A 21805-nucleotide genomic window follows, 5' to 3' on the forward strand; every position below is an offset into this window, starting at 1 on the left:
TAGATTAGGGGCAGGTTTTAGCATCCCGTGAAAGCTGTCCTCACTGCGGCCATCGCCGCTCTCATCGTATTTGCCTCCTTGGCGCAGAACAGTAGTCCGCCCGCCGATCCTAGCCCGGTCGACTTCGAACGCGACGTCCAGCCGATCCTCCGCCGCAATTGCCAGGGTTGCCATGGTGCGGCGCAACAGTCGGGAGGACTGCGTCTGGATGCGAAGTCTGCGGCTTTCAGCGGAGGCATCTCCGGGCCGAGTATCAAGCCCAGTCATGCTGTGGAGTCGCTTCTCTACACCCGCGTCATTGGTGCTGGAGAGCTAACCCGCATGCCGATGGGCAACAAGCCGCTCCCTGCTGAGCAGATTGCCATCCTCAAGCGCTGGATTGACGAAGGGGCAAAGTGGCCCGATCATATCGGCGCCAAAGTCGTGGAGGTAAAGAAGCACTGGGCTTTTGTGCCGCCCGAGCGTCCGGCCACTCCATCTGTTTCGATGCCCGCCTGGCCGCGCAACCCGATCGACAATTTCATCCTCGCCAAGCTCGACAAAGAACAGATCAAACCGGCGGAGGAAGCTGATCGCATCACGCTGCTGCGCCGTCTTTCTCTCGACCTGATCGGGCTGCCGCCGACCATCGCCGAAGTCGACGCCTTTCTCAAGGACAAATCGAAGAACGCTTATGAGAAGCAGGTGGATCGCCTGCTCGCCTCGCCCCATTACGGCGAGCGTTGGGGCCGTCACTGGCTCGATGCTGCGCGTTATGCGGATTCCGACGGCTACGAAAAAGACAAGATGCGGCAGGTCTGGTTCTATCGCGATTACGTGATCAATGCTCTGAACAAAGATCTGCCTTACGACCAGTTTGTCCGCGAGCAGATTGCGGGCGATCTGATGCCAAATCCGACGCAGGATCAACTGGTGGCCACAGGCTTCCTGCGCAATTCGATGGTGAATGAAGAAGGTGGTATCGATCCCGAACAGTTCCGCATGGAGGCGATGTTCGATCGCATTGACGCAATTGGCAAATCGATTCTCGGTCTCACCATTGCCTGCGCGCAATGCCACAACCATAAGTTCGATCCGCTCCGCCAGGAAGAGTATTACCAGATCTTTGCCTATCTCAATAACACGCATGAGTCGAATGTTGCCGTCTACACGCCGCAGGAACAGATGCAGCGCGCCAACATCTTCGCCAAGATCAAGACGGCCGAAGCGGAGCTCCAGCATCGCAATCCGGATTGGCGCAATCGCATGCATGCCTGGGAAGCGACCGCCAAGTATGAAACGCCATGGGAAGTGGTGAAGCCCGTTGTCGACGATATCTCGACCGGCGGACAACGCTATATCGCGCAAAGCGACGGTTCGATGGTGGGTGCCGGTTATGCGCCTACCAAGCATCGGGCAAAGCTCACCATCCAGCCCAGCACCAAGACGATCGCCTCGTTCCGGCTGGAGTTGCTGAATGATCCAAATCTGCCGCTCGGCGGCCCGGGCCGCTCGACGCTTGGCACCAGTGCACTCACTGAGTTCGAGGTGGAGGTCGCGCGTCCGGGGCAAGAGAAGCCGCAGCTTTTGAAGATCGCGCACGCCTCTGCCGACATCAATCTTCCAGAGAAGGAACTCGAGCCGGTCTACAACGACAAGACGACGAAACGTCGTGTCACCGGCCCCATCGAGTTTGCCTATGATGGTAAAGAAGAAACCAGTTGGGGGCATGACGCGGGGCCGGTGCTGCGCAATCTGCCGCGCAATGCCGTCTTCAACCTTGCAACGCCCATCGACAACTCCGATGGCAAGACAGTCATCAACGTCTACCTCAGCCAGAAGGCTGGCGGGTGGAACAGCGATGCGAATCAGAACCAGAATCTGGGCCGCATGCGCCTTTCGGTGAGTGCCGATCCCAATGCGGCCGCCGACATGGTGCCACAGCGCGTGCGCGAGATCATAAGTATACCGGCGGCTTCCCGCACTCCCGAGCAGGAGCAACTGGTCTTCAGCTATTGGCGCAGCACCGTGCCAGCCTTCCGTGACGCCAACGCGCAGATCGACGATCTCTGGCACAGTCTGCCTTCGGGCTCCTCGCAGCTCACGATGATGGACCGCTCGGAGATGCGGACCACCAGCATTCTCGAGCGTGGCGACTTCCTGAAGCCGAGGAAGCAGGTTTCGCCCGGTGTGCCTGCCTTCCTCAATCCGCTGCCCGCGGGAGCCGGAGGCACGCGTCTCGATTTTGCTAAGTGGCTGACCGCCCGCAACGCGCCCACCACCGCGCGCTCTTTCGTGAACCGCGTGTGGCAGTCCTACTTCGCTACAGGAATTGTGGAAACCAGCGAAGATCTTGGAAAGCAGACGGCCGCGCCCTCGCATCCGGAACTGCTCGATTGGCTCGCCGTCGAGTTTATGGATTCAGGCTGGAGCATCAAGAAGCTGCACCGCCTGATCGTTACTTCGAGCACCTATCGGCAATCGTCAAAGGTGACTCCGGAACTGTTGTCCAAAGATCCGAACAATCGCCTGCTTGCGCGTGGGCCGCGCTTCCGTGTCGAAGGCGAAATCGTGCGCGATATTGCGCTCGCCGCCAGCGGCTTGCTGAATGAGAAGATCGGCGGCCCCAGCGTCTTCCCGCCTGCGCCTGCCTTCCTGTTTCTTCCTCCGGCCAGCTATGGCCCCAAGAACTGGTTCGAGGAGAAGGACGCGCAGCGCTATCGCCGTGCGCTCTACACCTTCCGCTATCGCAGCGTGCCTTATCCGGCGCTGATGACTTTCGATACTCCCAATGGCGACGTCTCCTGTGTGCGCCGCACGCGCTCCAATACGCCGCTCCAGGCGCTGACGGCGCTGAACGAACCGCTCTTCCTCGAGACGGCAAAAGCACTCGCCGACAAGACACTGAAGGAAGGTGGCACGACCGAAGACTCGCGCATTGTCTTTGCCTTCAGACGAACCCTTTCCCGGCCTCCCCAGGCGGCGGAGCTTGCCGAACTGAAGAGCTTTCTCAACAAACAACTTGATCGGAAACTGCCTGCCGAGCAAGCCTGGATGGCGCTGGCTCGCGTCATCCTGAACCTCGACGAAACGATTACGAAGGAATAGTGATGCAGGATAAATTGTCCGTCGCGCGACGTTGGTTCATGAAAGATTGTGGCGTTGGCCTCGGGGCTCTCGCCCTGCGGGGGCTGGCCCAAGCCTCGACGAAGCAGCCGCATTTCCCCGCAAAAGCAAAGCGTGTCATCTACCTTTTTATGGCCGGTGCGCCGAGCCATCTGGAACTCTTCGATTACAAGCCGCAACTCGCCAAGTTTGACGGCACGCTGCCTCCTGCCGATCTGCTCAAGGGCTATCGCGCAGCCTTCATCAACCCGAACTCCACGCTGCTGGGCCCGAAGTTCAAGTTTGCCAAGTACGGGCAGAACGGCGCCGAGCTGAGTGAACTGCTGCCTCATCTCGCGACAGTTGTCGACGACATCGCCATCGTCAAATCGATGAACACCGATGCCTTCAACCACGCACCCGGTCAACTGCTGATGAACACCGGCAGCATGATCTTCGGACGCCCCAGCTTTGGCGCCTGGACCACCTATGGCCTCGGAAGCGAATCAGAAGATCTTCCGGCCTTCGTTGTCTTTTCGACCGGCAAGAAGGGGCCCTCCGGCGGCAACTCCTGCTGGGGTTCCGGCTTTCTGCCCACGGTGCATCAGGGCGTGCAGTTCCGTGCCTCCGGCGATCCGGTGCTCTATCTCTCGAATCCCGAAGGCGTCGATGCGCGCCTGCAGCGCGACTCGCTTGATTCGATTGGCCGCCTCAACAAGATGAAGCTCGATCAAGTGGGTGACCCTGAAATCTCCACTCGCATCAGTTCCTACGAGATGGCTTTCAAGATGCAGTCCAGTGCGCCTGATCTAATGGATATCTCGAAGGAACCGAAGCACATCCTCGACATGTACGGCGCTGAGCCCGGCAAGCCGTCCTTCGCAAATTGTCTGTTGCTCGCCCGCCGCATGGCCGAGCGCGGGGTGCGCTTCACGCAGATCTTCCACGAGGCTTGGGATCAGCACGGCGCGCTCACCAAGGACATCAAACAGAATTGCCAGGATACCGATCAAGCTTGCGCCGCGCTGGTCAAAGATCTCAAGCAGCGTGGCATGCTCGAGGATACGCTCGTGGTCTGGGGCGGGGAATTCGGCCGCACTCCGATGACCCAGGGCGGCAACGATGGCCGCGATCATCACCCCAATGCCTTCACCATGTGGATGGCGGGCGGCGGCACCAAGCCCGGCCTTGTCATGGGGGCAACCGATGAGCTCGGCTTCAATGTCACCGAAGACAAGGTGCACGTCCACGATCTCCACGCCACCTTGCTCCACTTGCTTGGCTTCGATCACACCCGGCTGACCTACCGCTCCCAGGGCCGTAATTTCCGGCTCACCGATGTCCATGGCCAAGTCGTAAAGAAACTCTTGGCCTGATCTCAATCCGGTTCAACTTCCGCGTAATCAAGCGTAGGAAGTTGAACCATGAAATCCACTCTATTGCTACTCCTCTTTGCCGCTTGCGCCCTGTTTGGGGATTCTCAAGTGGAAGCTGCCCGCATCACGCACCGCACTCCTGCCGTGTCAAAAGCCCTCAACAATGCAACACCGCGCAATGGCACGGTTACCCTTGGCCTGTTGATCGATAAGCGCGGCCACCTCTCTCGCGTACAAGTAGTAACAGGCCGTCCTGATTTGATTCACGGCGCCCTCCGCACCGTACAGAATTGGCAGTTTGCTCCAGCGACTGTCGATGGCCGGGCCGTCGATTCTACGCTGCAAGTGGAACTTGCTTTCCGTTTTCCCTCCTAACCCGCGTGTCCTCCTGAGCGTATCTACGCCTCGCAATCCTTGATGACCTGTTATAGAATTGCACCCAATATACGCGCTCAGGAGGCGTACCCCTATGTACAGGTTGTTGCTCCGTGGCAGTATCTCGTATTTGCTTTTACTGGCGAATCCGCTTTATCCGCAAGCAGTCAACGGTACTCTCGTTGGGACCGTTACCGATTCTTCTGGTGCGTCTGTTGGGGGTGCGAAGGTCACTGCCCTTGAAGTCAACACGGGTGTGAGCCGTCCGGCAGAAACAAACGCAAGCGGCAATTACTCTTTCTTGAACCTTGCCCCAGGCCTCTACACCGTCTCGGTCGAACTGACTGGTTTTCGCAAGGCCGTTCGTGAGAACGTGGATGTCGTTCTCAACTCCACCGTTCGAATTGATCTCGCCTTGCAGCCCGGTCAGGTGACGGAGCAGATTGTCGTTACTGCTGATGTTCCGCTCCTCCAGACGGATCGCACTGATACGGGCCGGAAAATCGAGCAGCGGCAAATGTCAGAAATGCCGCTCACCCAAAATCGCAACTTCCAGTCCTTACTGAATCTTGTCCCTGGCGCCGCCCGGGCCCAACGCAATCACTCGGAGTTCTTCAACTCCAACGACTCGCTGCAGTCGCGCGTCAACGGACAGAGCCGTCTCGCCAACAACGTCCAGTTTGAAGGCGTCGACAACAACCAGCGCACAGGCCTTCTCACTGCGCTGGTGCCGCCGATTGAGGCGCTGCAATCGGTCGACATCACGACCTCAAACTACGATGCAGAACTCGGGCGTGCCGGTGGTGCTGTGACGAACGTGAACCTGAAGTCCGGCAGCAACGACTTTCATGGCAGTGTCTACTGGTTCAACAAAGTGAGCGCGCTGAATGCCCGCCGTACCGATCTGCTGGTCAAGCCGCCGGTCACCTACAACTATGCCGGCGCGACCTTCGGCGGCGCGATCATCAAGAACAAGACCTTCTTCTTTGCCGACTATCTCGGCGTGCGGGACCGGCTTGGCAAGGGCTATCGCTTCACGATTCCAACCACTGACTTCCGTACGGGCAACCTGTCCAGCGGCCCGACCATCATCTACGACCCGTCCACTGGCAACGCGGACGGATCGGGACGCACGCCTTTCGCCAACAACATCATTCCGGCTGCCCGCATCAGTCCAATCGCCGCCAAGCTGGTTGCGATGATCCCCAACCCGACGCAAGCCGGCACCGCTAACAACTTCTCAGGCGGCACCACGCGATCGAAAGACACCGACTCGATGGATGCAAAAGTCGATCATAACTTTGGCGCCAACGACCGCATCAGCGTCCGCTTCAGCTTTCAGAAGCCAAGCCTGATCGATCCGCCGATCTTTGGACTTGCTGGTGGCCCGGCCAATGGAGGCTTCGGTGGGACCGGTGTGCAGAAGACCGTGTCTGCGGGCATCAACTATACGAAGGTCTTCAACCCCACCCTCATCACAGAGTTACGCGTCGGCTTTACTCGTTACCGCAATGACGCGCAGAACAGCGACATCAATACGAAAGCCAGCGATGCCGTGGGGATCAAGGGCATCAATATTTCACCCTTCAATGGTGGCTTGGCAGGCTTCGATATCAGCGGCTACTCCAATCCGATTCTCGGCTATTCCGCCAGCTTGCCCTGGATCCGTTTTGAGCAGAACTGGACCGTCGTCAACAACTGGACCAAGACTCTCAACAATCACACTCTCAAGTTCGGCTTCGATTTCCGTAACACGCGCGATGGTCTCTACCAGACGCAAGTCTACTCCACACGCGGCCTCTATCGCTTCCGTTCCGGACAGACCTCGATTCCCGGCGCGGCCAACGGCTTTGCCAATGCCTGGGCTTCGTTCCTGCTCGATCAACCGAATGACTATGGCCGCGATCTTGTCTATGCCTTCCCGGAGTATCTCCAGAAGCCGCTGTTCACTTATATTCAGGACAAGTGGCAGCTCAACAAGCGCGTCACGATCGACATCGGAATGCGGCATGAACTGTATCCGCCCGCCACGCCCCGCTCGAAGGGTGGCTTCTCCAATTTCAACCCGGGTGACAACTCGCTCACAGTCACTGGCTTTGGCAACAATCCGGCCAATCTCGGCCGGCAGACGAAGTATCTATTCTTTGCGCCACGCGTGGGCATCAGTGCGCGCCTGAACGAGAAGACTGTCATCCGTGCGGGCTTCGGCATCTCCTATATGCCCTTTCCCGACAATAGCTATGCCTATAACTTCCCCGTCCGGCAGAATAACGCTTACAACCCGCTCAACTCCTTTGTAGCCGCAGGGCGCATGGCTGATGGCTTCCCTGCGCCCGATCCGTTTACGATTCCATCGAATGGCATCATCGCGCTCAATGGACTCCCGGCCAGCATCCGCAATCAGAACTTCGATGTCATTCCGCTGAACTTCCGTGAAGGTCTGGTGCAGTCTTATAACTTTGCCATCCAGCGCGCGCTGGGCCGCAGCTATACGCTCGATGTTGCCTATGTCGGCAATGGCGGGCGGCGCGTTCCCACCGTCTTCAATCTCAACGCAGGCATCATTCCTGGCCAGGGCGCGAATGGGCAGCCACTCTATGCGGCTTATGGCCGTACTGCGGAAACAAATCTTCGCTTCATTGGCACCTCCACCAACTACAACTCGCTGCAAGTGAAGTTCGATCGCAAGTTCAACAATGGCTTCTTGTTCACCACCGCCTACACCTGGTCCAAGGCGATCGATTACTCCAACGACAACACCGGCCTTGCTCTCTACATCAACACCGGCCGCAACCGCGCCCGCAGCGATTTCGACCGGCGCCACATGTTCAACCAGAGCATCCTCTATGAATTGCCTTTTGGCAAAGGCAAACAGTTCCTCACCTCTGGTCCTGGAGCGATGCTTCTCGGTGGCTGGCAGGTGAATACGATCCTCACGCTAATGACCGGCTCACCCTTCAGCGTGACGGCTCCGGCATCGACATTGAATGCTCCTGGCAACACGCAGTACGCCAACTGGGTGGGTTCCGGCCCGCTAAAGGTGACCGGGCAGGTGAGTCTCAACGGAGAAGGCACCTGGTTCGACACCTCATCGTTTGCGACCCCGAAGCAGGACACCATTGGCAACCTGGGCCGCAACCCCTTCACCGGACCTGGCTTCTTCAATGCGGACTTCAGCATCTTCCGGCGCTTTAAGTTTTCCGAGCGCTTTACTGCTGAACTGCGTGGTGAAAGTTTCAACGTGACCAATACGCCTCAATACGCCAATCCGGACGGTGGGCTGGCGAACGCAACCTTCGGAAAAGTGACCAGCGCGGGGATCGGCAATGCGGCCGACCCTGGAGCGCGCAATCTCCAACTCGGGGTACGCCTCCTCTTCTAATCGAGGGCAGTGCTATTCTCGAAAAACTCAATGTTCGAGACTATCCGGGTCGACTGTTTCGCTCCATAACATCAGATCTCATTCTCGGGAGTTACGATGAAAAGTCTTCAAGTTGTCTTTGCTTTCTTCCTTGCCACCTCCTCTCTGGTTCTGGCACAAACTACTGCAAGTTCTATCCTCGGTACCCTCACGGATTCGACCGGTGCTGTTGTCGCCAACGCGAGGGTGATCCTCACCAATCTCCGCACGGCTGTGAAGGCGGAGACCGTTTCTACATCGTCGGGAGACTATCTCTTCCCACTTGTCGATGTCGGTGAGTACAGCGTTGCGGTGGAAGCCCCTGGCTTCAAATCAGAGCTGCGCCGTGGCGTTCAGGTGCAGGTCACTGAAAAGGTTCGTGTCGATTTCACTCTGCAAGTCGGACAAGTCACAGACCGCGTCGAAGTGACGGCAGAGACAGCGGCACTGAAAACTGACGAGTCCACCCTTGGCAATGTTGTCGAACAGCGCCGTCTCGTCGAGCTTCCCATCAATGGCCGCAATGTTGGCAATTTCGCGGCGCTGCAGCCCGGTGTAATGTTTGGCTCGCGGGGCGGCCTCGATGGACAGAGCGGCACGGGCGGTGGTGTGCCGATTCCGGGGCAAACGATCGCGATTGTCGCCAATGGGCAACGCGAGACGAACATGCACGCCACTCTCGACGGCGTGATCGCAACGGAGGCGCGTGTCAATACGGTGCCCTTCTCACCTTCGCCCGAAGCGATGGAAGAAGTGAAGGTGCTCACCGGTTCGTACTCCGCTGAATACGGTTTCAACTCCGGCGCGCAACTCATCATGGTGATGCGTTCGGGCGGCAATGACTTCCATGGTGCCGCTTACGAGTTTCTCCGGAACGACAAACTCGATGCGGAGAACTACTTCCAGAACTACTTCACTCCGGCAGGCGCCGCCCGCGTTCCAAAGCAGAATCTGCGGCAGAACCAGTACGGTGGCGTCCTGAGTGGCCCGGTCTGGATTCCGAAACTTTATAACGGGCGGAACAAGACCTTCTTCATGTTCAATTACGAAGGCCGCCGTCGCAGCAATCCAGGCGTCACTGGCAGTGGCCTGGTGCCCAGCGACGCCATGCGGACGGGAGACTTCTCCGCGTTGCTGAATCGCACGAATGCGGCGGGGGCGGCGCTCGCGCCAGTCTTGATTTATGATCCGCTCTCCAACACGGCAGCGCCTACGCCTTTCCCCGGGAACATCATTCCTGCAAACCTCATTAGTTCCACGGCCAAAGCGCTCCTGTCCTTCTGGCAGAAGCCGCAAGTGGTGCTGCCCGATCCTCTCACCGGCACCAACTACCAGGGCGTCGGAGGCCAGCGGATCGAGGACGATCAATACTTCACCCGCATCGATCACAACATCTCCGACAAAGACAAGGTGATGTTCCGCTATGCAACCAACATCCCCTATTACCTCACCGTTCCTGGGGCCTCCCCGCAGTTCACCTACCGGGTGGTGGCGCGCAACAACAACATTGCGACACAATGGATTCACGTATTCAGTCCGACGATTGTGAATGAAGCGCGCTACGGTTACTCCACCTCACGCGATGATAGTTTCAACCCGCGCGCCAATACCAACTTCGATCTGAGCGCGATTGGCCTGGATGCCTTCCGTGTTGTGAACGATGGCAATCGAAAGCTCACCCCGCGCGAGGCGGGTCTTCCCACCATGAATGTGGCGCCCTTCCTGAGTCTGGCTGAGCAGGATGGAGGCAACGGCTTTGATGACAATCGCGTGCACCAGATTGGCGACAATCTTTCCTGGAGCTTCGGGCGCCATAGCTTGAAGTTCGGTGGAGAGTTCCGTCGCGTCTCGCTGTTCCGTGGCGCTGCCAATGTGCCCCGTGGCTCTTTCGATTTCACCGGCAATCTTGCCAACAATGGCTTTGCCGCCTTCCTCCTCGGAGTGCCCAGTGCCACCAACACGCCGGAAGGCCTTCCTCTAACGGACATCCGCCAGAACCGCATTGGATTCTTTGGGCAGGATGATTTCAAGGTCTCGAAGCGCCTCACCTTGAACCTGGGTCTCCGCTACGAGTTCAACAGTGCCGCCACGGACATCCGTGGTCTGTGGCGCTCTTTCGAATGGCAGAACGGGCTCAACAACCCCCCGGTCTTTGTCCCCAATCAGATCCGCACCGTCTATGACTTCTACAAGCCACAGAAGAACATGTTCATGCCGCGCATCGGCATCGCCTATCGGCCAACCGAGGCTTGGGTGGTTCGCGCTGGCTACGGCATCTATTACAACGTTCACCAACTGAACAACTACTCCATCCTCAATCTGAATCCGCCGCTCTCGGGCAGTTCGAATTTCTCGAACGACGCCCGCAGCAATACACTCGTCAACCCAGTGAACTTCCTCAGTTTCAGCAATCCCTTTGGTGTGATCAACAACGCCAGTGCGGTGAGCGCGAACGTTCTCAATACCGATAACTTCCAGCCGCAGGTGAACCAGTGGAGCCTGGACGTCCAACGCCGTCTTGTTGCGGGCATGGTTCTCTCGGTTGGCTATGTGGGGTCGAAGACCTCGCATCTCGATACCACCATGGAGCGCAACTCTCCCGACCCTGCTTTCAATACGACCTCGAGTACTCTCCAATCCCGCCGTCCCATCCAATTTGTCGTCGACAGCGGCGTGCTGCGGCCCTTGACGCGGGTTCGTTTTCTCGATTCGGGAGGCAACTCGTCTTACCAGGGCTTGCAACTCTCTCTGCAGAAGCGCTTTGCTCACGGCTTCAGCTTCAGCATCGCCCACACCATGTCCAAGACCCTGATTGAAGGCTACGGACGGAATGAGACCGACGGCTACAACCCGAACGCCTCACAAAACCCCCGCAACCGCGCGGCAGATAAGGGCCGTGTTGGCTTTGATGCCACGCACAACATGGTCAACAGCTTTATCTACGAGATCCCGATGTTTGCCGCACTCCAGAAAGGCGTTGCAGGCGCCATCTTCAACGGCTGGCAATCCAATGGCATCATCACTTTGCGCACGGGTTTCCCCATGACGGTCACGCAAGGTGCGATCACGAATACGGCGAACGTCACCATCCGCCCCGACCGCGTCGGCAAGGGAAGCGTCTCTAACCCCACCGTAAACCAGTGGTACAACCCCGACGACTTCCGCATTGTTTCCTGTCAGGATCCCACCATCCCTGAGGCCTGCAAGTACGGCAACGCGGGCGTTGGCATCCTCGAAGGTCCGGGCTTTGCCAACGTTGACTACTCGATGTTCAAGAACTTCCGGGTGAGCGAAAGGATCAAGGTGCAGTTTCGCTCGGAGTTCTACAACGTTTTCAATACCCCACAATTCGCGCGGCCCAACGGCGTGCTGAATACAGGGGGCGGATTCCTGCCCACGCGCAATGCTTCGGGGACTCTCGTCTATCCGTCGCAGGCGAATATCGCGCGTGGTCCCGGAGCGATCACCTCGACGGTGTCGCCAAACCGTCAGATCCAGTTTGGACTCAAGATCCTCTTCTAGGCTCTGGTTCCAAACACGAAAAAGGGCCGTCCGATTGGGCGGCCCTTTTCGAATTACTTCACGACGTCGATGCTGGCGAAGGTTCGCTCGCCACTTCTCATTTCATTCACCAGCTTGCCCTTCGGATCCACCTCAACCACCCGGCGGCCGGTATAGTCGACGATCAGCAGATTGCCATTCGGCATCTGCGCGATGCCACTGGCCCAGCCAAACTGTAGATCCATCTTTGTGCCTGCGATCGAACGGACGACACTCCCGTTCGGCGCAACCTCTACCACTTCTCCCGGATCGCTGATGCTCACCAGCGTATTACCGTTCGCCAGACGAATGGCCTGGTAGGCGCGGCGTTGCGCTCCGTTCGGAGCCTGCCACTGCCAGATCACTTTGCCGCTGGCATCCACTTCCAAGATCTTCGCAATGGCTTCTTCCGCAATGAGCGTCGTGTTCTGGGCGGTTCTGCGGCTATTGCGCATCCGCATATTGGACAGATTCTCCGCCTCATACTTCCACACCACCTTCTTTGCGGGCGTCACCTCAATCACCTTGCCCAGCTTGGCATCGCCAATGAGCGTGTTGCCGTTCGCGAGGCGCTGGGCGCTGAGCGGGTGCTCGAGTCCTTCTCCATAGCTCCACACTTCCTGTTGCTTGTCATCGAGCTCAACGACACGCTTCTCTGGAGCAATGGTGAACAGCACATGGCCGTTCGCCAGGCTCTGGACATCGTGTCCGCGGCCATTCTTTTTGGTCCAATAGACCTTGCCGGAGGGCCAGTCCATCGAAAGGATCTCCCCCCGCACGCCGTGATCGCTCAGCAGCAGGCGCGTCTGGGGAATCACAGTCTTAAACTGCTTGTCGAGAAACGCAAAGGCTACGGTTTCGGCGCGTTCTGCGTCAGCGCCCTTGAAGCCGTGTCCTGCCCCCGAAATCGTTTCCATCTCGGCATCCACACCCGCATTCAGCAGGCGCTCGGTGATGGCGACGCTGTGCTCATAGGCAACGTAGGTGTCTTTTGTCCCGTGGATGGAAATTGTTGGGGCCGCGTTCGGCGTCACCCAGTTGATCGGGCTGGCCTTCTGATGGATCTTGCGGTTCTGATCGAGATGCCCACCCATCCAGAGGGGTAGCACTTGCGCGGCATCGACACTCTTGGAGTAGCTCTGGGTGAAGTCCGTCGGACCGTAATAGTTGACGACGCACTGCACCTTGCTCGAAAACTCGCGATTGGGGCCGGTGCCCTCAAATTCGGCCACATCACCGGTGAGGCCCAGCATCAACACCAGATGCCCGCCGGCGCTTCCACCCCAGGCGGCAATGTGTTCCGGATCGATGCCGTACTTTGCTGCGTTTGCTCGCAGATAGCGTACGGCTGCTTTGGCGTCTTCGAGTCCGGAGGGGAACTGATTCCTAGGCGCCAAGCGATAGCTGGCTGTAGCCGTTACATAGCCGCGCTGCGCCAGTTTTGCTGCCAGGGCCAGATAGCTCTGCCGGTTTCCGGCTCGAAATCCTCCACCGTGGATGAAAAGGACCGCCGGGGCGAGACCACTCAGATTCTGTGGCCGGAGAATATCCATCTCCAACTTCCCGCCGACATTGGAATATTCCAGGTTCGGTGTGTAGCTCAGGCCGGCTGGCGCCTGAAACGGAGTGGGACTTTGAGAGAATGCGAGGTGTGAAAACGTAAGAAATGCAATCAGCAGCATGCGTCGAGACATGCTCGGGAGCATATCACTTCAGCTCTTCACCTGCCGCCAACTCTGGGATGGGGCCCGCCAGAACATGCTGGCTGAATCCAATCGCAAAGCCTAAACCGCTATAGAAGTAGTACAGGAAATGAACCGGCATGGCTCCAATCGCTCCGCCCCAATGCCATTGCCGGGCCAGGAACGAGTAGACCGGCCAATTGATGGCGATCACGCACAGCCAGCAAAGTACAGCAAGCCCCCAACCCAGAAACAGTGCCGGAAGCGCTACCATCGCCAGTGCCACCGAGAGCCGCTGGCTCCATTGCACGTTCAGATCGTTGGGCATTTCGCCTTCACGCAGAATGAGACGTGTCCAGGGGATCGCCCGGTCGAAAAGATCCGTCTTGACCATGTTGGACAATGTCCAGACTTTTAGGTGCTTCACATGAATACTGGGGTCCAGCGCGATGCGCGAACCGTTTTTCTTCATGCGATATCCGAGTTCGATGTCTTCAATGGAAGGCCGGCCGAAGCTGACATCAAAGCCTCCCACGGCAAGAAATGCATCCTTCCGAACGGCTCCGCACGCGCCCCAGAATGCAATCGTCTCCCGTTTGCCCTGTTGATGGAAATAGCTATGTAGCAGATTGCGGTAGCGAGAGATGAAGCCACGCCCGTCAGGCGCAAAATCATAGGATCCGATCAGCGCATCCAGTTGCGGATCTTCCTCGAAGCTCTTCACAATCTTCTCAATCGCGTCCGGACAGGCCTCTACATCAGAGTCCAAGAAGAGAATCAAGTCCCCTTGCGCCGCTTTTGCGCCGATGTTCCGCGCCACAGCCGGTCCGCTTTGCACCGACGTTTGTAGAACCGTGGCTCCGAATTGTTCTGCGATCGATACGGTATTATCCGTTGAGCTATCACTGACAACAATCAGCTCACCGGGCAACAGCGTAGAACGCTGGATCGCTCCGAGACAACGCGGCAAGACCGCCGCAGCGTTGTAGGCCGGAACGACAATTGTCAAATACTCACAACGCACTTTAGGGCCCTCCTCCCTGCATGCTCTTCCGCTCTCAAATTAGAACCGCGACTGTCCTCATTTCAATTGAGCGATTTTCATGAAGACCATCCATCGAAAAGTCTCTCACAGTGATGGCCAAAACGCGACTGCCGGTGGTCCAACGGATAGCAGTGATCGACTCAATGATTCAACCTAGATCTCTGATGTTTCTACCTTATATCGGATTAGTACTAGAGAACTGTAGGGATAGATGGAGGTACCGAGGCCGCTTGTCCGATGGGAGCCGAAAGCTTACACTTCACTGGCAAAGTCTATGATTCGCTACTCCCTGATCGTTGTCGTTCTAGGCCTCCTCGCCTTTGCGGCATACTCCCTTTTGCGAACCCGAACCGTCGACGAAAAGCTCGCGGCATTGCGAAAAGAAATGGCCCCCAAAGGGGCAACGATCTTTGAGACAGTGATCCAGGGGAAGGCGGCAGCCTTTCTCTTGCGGGACTGCGCTGTCTATTCCATCGACTTGAACTCCGAAAAGCTGGACCAGACGAAGGTGCTGAAGCCCGGCTTCTATCCGTGGTTCACCGTCTGCACCGATCAGACGATTCGCTCTGAGAATGGCTACATTCTTGTCCATTTGGCGAATCAGGCGATCGGCGCCGGGGGCGGCAATATCTCTGGAGGCGACTACCGCAGCCTGGATGGAAGCATCTGGGAGAAGCGATCCGGTCGGGTTTGGTTGCCTGTCGAGAAGGCGCAAAACTAAGCCATTTTTCTTGGTCAGAAAAAGGGTTTGAATTGGGCGATCTCCTGTACACTACTCGGAGCCCGCATGAACTCCAATATCCAAAAACCGACACCGGCATTTATCGGCGCCTCCTGGCTTGCCCTCCTGGTGGGGGCTTCGACCTTCTCGATTGGACTTTGGAATGCAGAAATGCAGCTGAATGAGAAGGGCTACTACTTCACCATCCTCATGTACGGTCTGTTCTCTTCCGTCTCTTTACAAAAGTCGGTACGCGACCGTCTGGAAGGGATCCGGGTGACCGGGCTGTACTTTGGCCTCTGCTGGCTTTCGGTCGGTCTCTGCATGCTGCTCCTGGCCGTCGGGCTCTGGAACGCCACCCTCTCGGCAAGCGAGAAGGGCTTCTATGCAATGGCCTTTTTGCTCAGTCTCTTCGGCGGAGTTGCGGTGCAGAAGAATGTCCGTGATCTCGCACTCTTCGGCGAGCAACATGGGTCCGTTTCGGCTGTTCCGGTGAAGGACAGCCTCTCGTAAAGATCTGCCGGCTGGATTCTCCCTCTGGGAAGGGGTGCTACTTTAGAGGAAGGGGCCTCGCCTGCCGCTCCATCTATCTGCTTGTTTTCAAAAGAGTTAGATGAAGCACAATTCTTGTTCCAATCCAGGAGCAGAATGCAGACGCCCCTCTAAAGTCCCCATGTAACGCGGCTCCCTGCCGTTTCGGAGGTAGAAATAGAATCCATGAAAAAGACCGAACCACTCCTTGCCACGCTCGCAGGTGCAATGCTGATCCTCGGCGCCACTGTGATCGCCAACGCGGCTGAGCCGGTCTCCATTGACCCTTCCCACCTGAAAGCCTTTAAACCTTTACCGGAGAGCTCCATTCCGGGAGATCGAAAGATTGAAGATGCCCAGGTGTCCCTCGGGCGCATTCTTTTCTACGACACGCGTTTTTCGAAGAGCCAGACGATTTCTTGCAATTCCTGCCACAACCTCTCCACCTACGGAGTCGACAACCAGCCGACGTCGACCGGTTTTCAGGGACAGAAGGGGGGACGGAATTCGCCTACGGTCTATAACGCCGCCGGACATTTCCTGCAGTTCTGGGATGGCCGGGCCAAGGACGTAGAAGAGCAGGCCAAGGGCCCCGTTCTGAACCCTGTCGAGATGGCGATGGCCTCCGACAAGGAAGTTCTCGCGATCATCAACTCCATGCCGGAATATGTCACCGCGTTCCAGCGTGCGTTTCCGGGTGAGCCGAATCCGGTGACTTACGACAACTTTGGCATCGCCATCGGCGCCTTTGAGCGCAAGCTGCTCACTCCTTCGCGCTGGGACAAGTTCCTGGCTGGAGACCAGAAGGCTCTGACCAATGCGGAAAAGGCTGGTTTCAATGCCTACTATGCCGCTGGCTGCGCCTCCTGTCATGCCGGTGCTTATCTGGGCGGAAACCTGTTCCAGAAGGTAGGGGCTAAGAAGACCTGGCCGAATACCTCAGACTCCGGCCGTCGCGAAGTCACCAAAAATGCTGCAGACGATATGATGTTCAAGGTTCCCTCGCTCCGCAATATCGCCAAGACCGGGCCGTATTTCCATGACGGAAAGACGGTCAAGCTTTCGGAAGCGATTGAGAAGATGGGGGAGTATCAGTTGGGACAATCCCTGACGCCCCAGCAGGTGGCCTCGATTGAAGTCTTCTTGAATTCGCTCACCGGACAGGTGCCGGTTGCGCTGATCAAGAAGCCCAAGATGCCGAAGAGCACTGCTTCCACTCCAAAGCCAAGCAACGCAAACTAACGGCAGCAACCAGGAACCAGGCTTTGTGTCTGGTTCCTGGTTGCTGTTTCCGCATGTATGCTCTAGACATGCGTTTTTTGATTCCGGTCTTACTCTGTATTGCCGCACCCGTCTTCGGCGAAGACTATTTCCCCAAGCCAGATAGCGCTGGAGGTTGGCGCACCCTCAAGGATGCGGCTGCCATTCGCAAGACGGCCGGTCTCGATTTGAGGCGCCTCGATCAGGCCTTCGACTACGCTACACGGACGAGCCAGCATGGTGGGCTCCTGGTCGTGCGTCACGGCTGGCTGGTCTATGAACGGTATTACGGGAGAGGGAATCGCGAAGCCATCCCTGCCACCGCTTCCGTCGGCAAGGTGTATACCAGTATTGCCGTCGGGATGGGGCTCACCGAAAAGAAAGCGGCCATCCCCGACGGCCTCGACACCAAAGTCTTCAACTCCAAATACCTGCCCCAGGCCATGCCTCTCGACGATCCGGCGAAGGCAGAGATCACTCTCGGCCAACTGCTCTCGATGTCGGCTGGCCTCCATGGTGAAGGCTCCAATCCTGGCTTCATTGGCGGTGTTCCCTCCGTCAAACTGAATCCCATCCCTCGTCCCGCAACCCCACTCGATCAGGATCTCGCCGCTCTCCGCACTCCCCTCTGGACGCAGCCTGGTGGCGGTTATTCCTATGCCTCTTCTTCTCCCCACATTGCCTCGATCGTCCTGCGCAATCTCACCGGCATGGAAATGGACGACTATCTCGACAAGCGTCTTGCAAAGCCAATGGGCTGGGGCCAATGGGCCTGGGCTAAGCGGAGGGGCGACGTTGTGCTGCCGCACGCGGCTGGTGGGGGTGACATTGCCTTGCGCTCCACAGACCACTTGCGTTTCCTCTACAGCGTTCTCCACAAGGGCCGTTGGGGCAATCAGCAACTGATTCCCGCCGACTACATTGCACTTTGTGGCAAACCTACCAAGTGGAACACTCATGCCCCGATGAGTCTGATGTGGGAGAACAACGCGGATGGTCATCTCGCAGGCGCGCCGAAAGATGCCTTCTTCAAATCGGGCGGCGGCGGCTATGGCGTCATCGTCATTCCGTCGCTTGACATGATCATCTACAAAATGTCCGGCGACGATTCTCAATATGACCCCGCCCGCACCGGCTTGAAGCAAGACTATCCCTACGATGGCTCGCGTGAGGGTTGGACGCCCGCCCTGCGGAGCCAGTTCAGCGACGGCCCCATCGGTACCGATGACGGTGTGCGCCGCATTGTCGAGATGGTGTCTGCCGCAGTGGTGGATTAGGCGCTATCGCTTGGCCGGCCGGATGAATGGGTCAGGAACGGTGAGAAAGCCGTTCCGATTCGGCATCACTACGGACGGCAAGCTCTTCTCGTTGAGCTCTTGTGACTCGGTGACAATCCCGTTCAATTGCAGCACAAACGCCGTGACGGAATAGACTTCGTCCGTCGAAAGGCTGCGCGGATGATCGAAGGGCATCGCGCGTCGAATGTAATCAAACACCGTTGTGGCATAAGGCCAGTAGCTCCCCACGGTTTTCACTGGCTTGGCCGTCGCCAGACTGCCGATGCCGCCTGCCAGGGCGGGGTATTGCGCCTCACGCCCCTCGCCTCGATCATTGTGGCATTCGGCGCATTTCTCTTTGTAGATCGGGGCTCCTGTCTTGGCGGTGCCATGGCCTTTGGGCAGTCCCCGCCCGTTCGGATAGACCGTCAAATTCACGCGGGCGATTTCTTCCGCCGTGGCAGGCCGCCCAATCCCCAATGGCTTCGTTTGTGCAAAAACACTGAGTGCCAGCAGTGCCAAGAGCGTGCTTCTAAACATGTTTCACCTCGCCAGACGCATTCACAAACCATGATTTGATCGCGTGATAGTGATAACCGCTGTGCTTTCCATAGGCCGCGAGGAACTGCTCGTGCGTTGGTTGCACATAGCCGGTCTCATCGGTACAGCGCGATTGCAGGACCGCGGCCTGCCCCTCCCAGTGCCACGGATAGCGAAAACGGACCGTTGCCCGGGATAGCACCGGTGTCTGCAACTCCGCGTCAGTCCAAGTTTTGCCCCCATCGACCGACACTTCCACTCGCGCGATCTTTCCATGTCCAGACCAGGCAAGTCCCGTGATTTCCTGGAAGCCCGGTCCGCGCAAGCGATGCCCGCCGGAGGGCCGTGTGATCACAGACCGCGCATCCATCACAAAGCTAAACTGCCTGGCCTTTCCATCTGCCAGGAGCTCGGTGTAGTAGGCAGTCTCTTTCACCGACTGGGCTGGCTCGGTTGTCAATTCCAGGCGTTGCAACCACTTCACATTCGCGTTGCCTTCCCAACCCGGCAACAACAGACGCAAGGGATAACCCTGTTCCGGACGGAGAGCTTCGCCATTTTGACCATAGACCAGGAGCGCATCGTCGAGAGCCTTTGCGATGGGAATGCTCCGCGCCATGCGCGCCGAATCCGCTCCCTCCGCGATCATCCAAGTGGCCTCGGGGGCTAAGCCCGCCTCCTGCAGCAGCAAGCGGAGCGAGACGCCGGTCCATTCGGAGCAACTCAACAAGCCGTGGCTCCGTTGGACATCGGGCGGCGGATTTCCGTTCGCATCTCCGACGCTGTTGCCGCCACACTCGAGAAAGTAGGTGCGGGAGATCGAGGGAAACTGCTTCAAATCTTCCATGGAGAAGACCAGTGGTTTGGCGACCAAGCCATGGACAAGAAGAGAATGTTGCGCCGGGTCAATCGAGGGCACCCCGGCATGATGCCGCTCAAAGTGCAATGCGGACGGGGTGATGGTGCCATGCAGATCCTGCAGCGGAGTGCGGCTCGATCCTGTGCCAGGGCTCTTGGTCAGTTCGCGGATGACCCGCACTGATTTCTCTTGTGGTGCTCTCTCTCCATAGGCCCGCATGGAGGCGCCTGACTCTGAGGCAATCGTGGGTTTTGTGCAGGAAGCGCCTGCCGCGAGTCCTGCGCCCATTGCGAGGAAATTCCTACGGTGGGTCCTGCTGTCTTTCCGTTTCCAGGCCATAGGCTTTACATTACAACCCCATTCGTGGAAAACAGGTCCACAATCAAAGATGATATGGAAAACACGCCTCTGTCACTCGTGGATCGTTCTGCCTGGCAAAGCCTGAAGACTCACTTTGAAACCATCAGCAAATCCCACCTTCGGGAACTTTTTGCGAATGATCCGGAGCGAGGTACCCGGCTCAGCGCAGAAGCCGTGGGGATCTTTCTCGATTACTCAAAGAATCGTATCGATGCGAAGACTCTCGAGCTGCTGCTGCAACTCGCGAAGGAGTCGAAGCTCCGCGAACGCATGGACGCGATGTTCAGTGGAGAGAAGATCAATACCACTGAGAACCGTGCGGTTCTCCATGTCGCTCTACGAGCCCCGAAGACGGCCTCGATCCTGGTGGATGGGCAGGACGTCATCCCAGGCGTCCACGAAGTACTCGACAAAATGGCTTCGTTTTGTGAGCGCATCCGCTCCAAGGCCTGGAGCGGACATACCGGCAAGCCCATCAAGAATCTGGTCAATATTGGAATCGGCGGTTCTGACCTGGGCCCGGTGATGGCTTATGAGGCGCTTCGCCACTATAGCGACCGTTCGCTCACCTTCCGCTTTGTTTCGAACATTGACGGCACCGACTTTGCCGAAGCTGTTTTGGATCTCGATCCTGCCGAGACCCTCTTCATCGTCTCTTCAAAAACCTTCACGACGCTCGAAACGATGACCAATGCCCATACCGCTCGCGCCTGGCTGCTGCAAGGTCTCGGCGGGGACGAGAGCGCGGTGGCCAAACATTTTGTGGCGGTCTCGACCAATGCGAAGGAAGTTTCGAAGTTCGGGATCGACACGGCGAACATGTTTGGCTTTTGGGACTGGGTGGGTGGCCGCTATTCGATGGATTCCGCCATTGGCCTGTCGACGATGCTTGCGATTGGTCCGGATAATTTCCGCGCCATGTTGCAAGGTTTCCACGAGATGGATGAGCACTTCCGGAGCGCCCCCTTTGAGAGCAATCTGCCGGTCTTAATGGGGCTCCTGGCCCTCTGGTACAGCAATTTCTTTGAGGCGTCCACTGTTGCCGTACTACCTTATGAGCAATATTTGAAGCGCTTCCCTGCCTATCTGCAGCAGCTCACCATGGAGAGCAACGGCAAGCATGTCACTCTCGATGGTGCTGTCGTCGGCTACCAGACCGGGGCGATCTATTGGGGGGAACCCGGAACCAATGGCCAACATTCCTTCTACCAACTGATCCACCAGGGCACCCGTCTGATCCCTTGCGACTTTATCGCCTTCAATCAGCCCTTGAACCAGGTGGGCCGGCACCATGACATCCTGCTGGCGAATGTTTTTGCCCAGGCAGAAGCACTGGCTTTTGGAAAGACCAGCGATGAGGTGAAGGCCGAGGGCACGCCGGACTGGCTTGTTCCTCATCGTGTCTTTGAGGGCAATCGTCCCTCCAACCTGCTCCTCATCGACGAACTCACCCCAAACACCTTAGGGAAACTGGTGGCGCTCTATGAGCATTCCGTCTTCACCCAGGGCGTGATCTGGAATATCGATTCGTTTGATCAGTGGGGAGTTGAACTTGGTAAGGTTCTTGCGAACCGGATCGTGCCAGAATTGGAAGGCCAGGACGAACCCAATCTCGCTCACGATAGCTCGACGAACAACCTGATCCGCCGCTATCGACGCGCGAAGCAGTCGGCCTAGTAGACGCTTTGCGGCGCAAAGCAAAATAGTCTTCTCTCCTCCGCTCAGTAAAAATATCCATTTTCCTGAGTGAAAACG

At 57.6% G+C, this 21805-nt stretch carries 14 protein-coding genes; 10 read left to right on the plus strand and 4 right to left on the minus strand.

Features of this window, described 5'->3' with window-relative positions; all coding sequences use genetic code 11:
* The first annotated feature begins 27 nt into the window (after positions 1-27).
* From M017_RS0110355 to M017_RS0110375, 5 genes are all read left to right on the plus strand, one after another.
* Positions 28-3087, plus strand: coding sequence for a PSD1 and planctomycete cytochrome C domain-containing protein (locus tag M017_RS0110355; protein ID WP_035957764.1), 3060 nt, complete (start codon positions 28-30; stop codon positions 3085-3087).
* A 2-nt stretch (positions 3088-3089) separates the two neighbouring features.
* Positions 3090-4460, plus strand: coding sequence for a DUF1501 domain-containing protein (locus M017_RS0110360; protein ID WP_031497783.1), 1371 nt, complete (start codon positions 3090-3092; stop codon positions 4458-4460).
* A gap of 48 nt (positions 4461-4508) precedes the next feature.
* Positions 4509-4835 (plus strand): energy transducer TonB, encoded by a 327-nt coding sequence (locus M017_RS0110365; protein ID WP_080507631.1) that lies wholly within the window; start codon positions 4509-4511, stop codon positions 4833-4835.
* A gap of 94 nt (positions 4836-4929) precedes the next feature.
* Entirely contained in the window at positions 4930-8217 is a 3288-nt protein-coding gene (locus tag M017_RS0110370; protein ID WP_031497785.1) for an outer membrane beta-barrel protein, read from the plus strand.
* Between the two features lie 96 nt (positions 8218-8313).
* Positions 8314-11757 carry a TonB-dependent receptor gene (locus M017_RS0110375; RefSeq protein ID WP_031497786.1) on the plus strand — a complete coding sequence of 1148 codons (3444 nt, stop codon included), beginning with the start codon at positions 8314-8316 and terminating at the stop codon, positions 11755-11757.
* A gap of 53 nt (positions 11758-11810) precedes the next feature.
* Here M017_RS0110375 and M017_RS28645 read toward each other — a convergent pair whose 3' ends face one another.
* Positions 11811-13469 (minus strand): alpha/beta hydrolase fold domain-containing protein, encoded by a 1659-nt coding sequence (locus M017_RS28645; RefSeq protein ID WP_155121345.1) that lies wholly within the window; start codon positions 13467-13469, stop codon positions 11811-11813.
* A 13-nt stretch (positions 13470-13482) separates the two neighbouring features.
* The gene (locus M017_RS0110385) at positions 13483-14481 is read right to left on the minus strand and encodes a glycosyltransferase family 2 protein (RefSeq protein ID WP_031497788.1); all 999 of its coding nucleotides are present in this window, start codon (positions 14479-14481) and stop codon (positions 13483-13485) included.
* A 295-nt stretch (positions 14482-14776) separates the two neighbouring features.
* Between M017_RS0110385 and M017_RS0110390 the strand changes: the two genes are divergently transcribed.
* The 4 genes from M017_RS0110390 (at position 14777) to M017_RS0110405 (ending at position 18291) form a co-directional block, all read left to right on the plus strand.
* A complete protein-coding gene (locus tag M017_RS0110390) occupies positions 14777-15223 on the plus strand; it encodes a hypothetical protein (RefSeq protein ID WP_051669825.1) in 447 nt (148 codons plus the stop codon).
* Positions 15224-15289: 66 nt separating this feature from the next.
* The gene (gene yiaA, locus M017_RS0110395; protein ID WP_031497790.1) at positions 15290-15736 is read left to right on the plus strand and encodes an inner membrane protein YiaA; all 447 of its coding nucleotides are present in this window, start codon (positions 15290-15292) and stop codon (positions 15734-15736) included.
* A 204-nt stretch (positions 15737-15940) separates the two neighbouring features.
* On the plus strand, positions 15941-16996 hold the full coding sequence (locus tag M017_RS0110400) for a cytochrome-c peroxidase (RefSeq protein ID WP_031497791.1): 1056 nt from the start codon (positions 15941-15943) through the stop codon (positions 16994-16996).
* A gap of 68 nt (positions 16997-17064) precedes the next feature.
* A complete protein-coding gene (locus M017_RS0110405) occupies positions 17065-18291 on the plus strand; it encodes a serine hydrolase domain-containing protein (RefSeq protein ID WP_031497792.1) in 1227 nt (408 codons plus the stop codon).
* A gap of 3 nt (positions 18292-18294) precedes the next feature.
* Here M017_RS0110405 and M017_RS0110410 read toward each other — a convergent pair whose 3' ends face one another.
* Positions 18295-18813 (minus strand): c-type cytochrome, encoded by a 519-nt coding sequence (locus tag M017_RS0110410; protein ID WP_202901637.1) that lies wholly within the window; start codon positions 18811-18813, stop codon positions 18295-18297.
* Between the two features lie 10 nt (positions 18814-18823).
* Positions 18824-20029: a sulfite dehydrogenase gene (gene soxC / locus M017_RS0110415; protein ID WP_080507633.1), complete on the minus strand. Its 1206-nt coding sequence runs from the start codon at positions 20027-20029 to the stop codon at positions 18824-18826.
* A gap of 54 nt (positions 20030-20083) precedes the next feature.
* Between soxC and pgi the strand changes: the two genes are divergently transcribed.
* A complete protein-coding gene (gene pgi, locus M017_RS0110420; RefSeq protein WP_031497795.1) occupies positions 20084-21727 on the plus strand; it encodes a glucose-6-phosphate isomerase in 1644 nt (547 codons plus the stop codon).
* Positions 21728-21805 lie beyond the last annotated feature (78 nt).

This window comes from Bryobacter aggregatus MPL3, assembly GCF_000702445.1.
Lineage (GTDB): Bacteria > Acidobacteriota > Terriglobia > Bryobacterales > Bryobacteraceae > Bryobacter > Bryobacter aggregatus.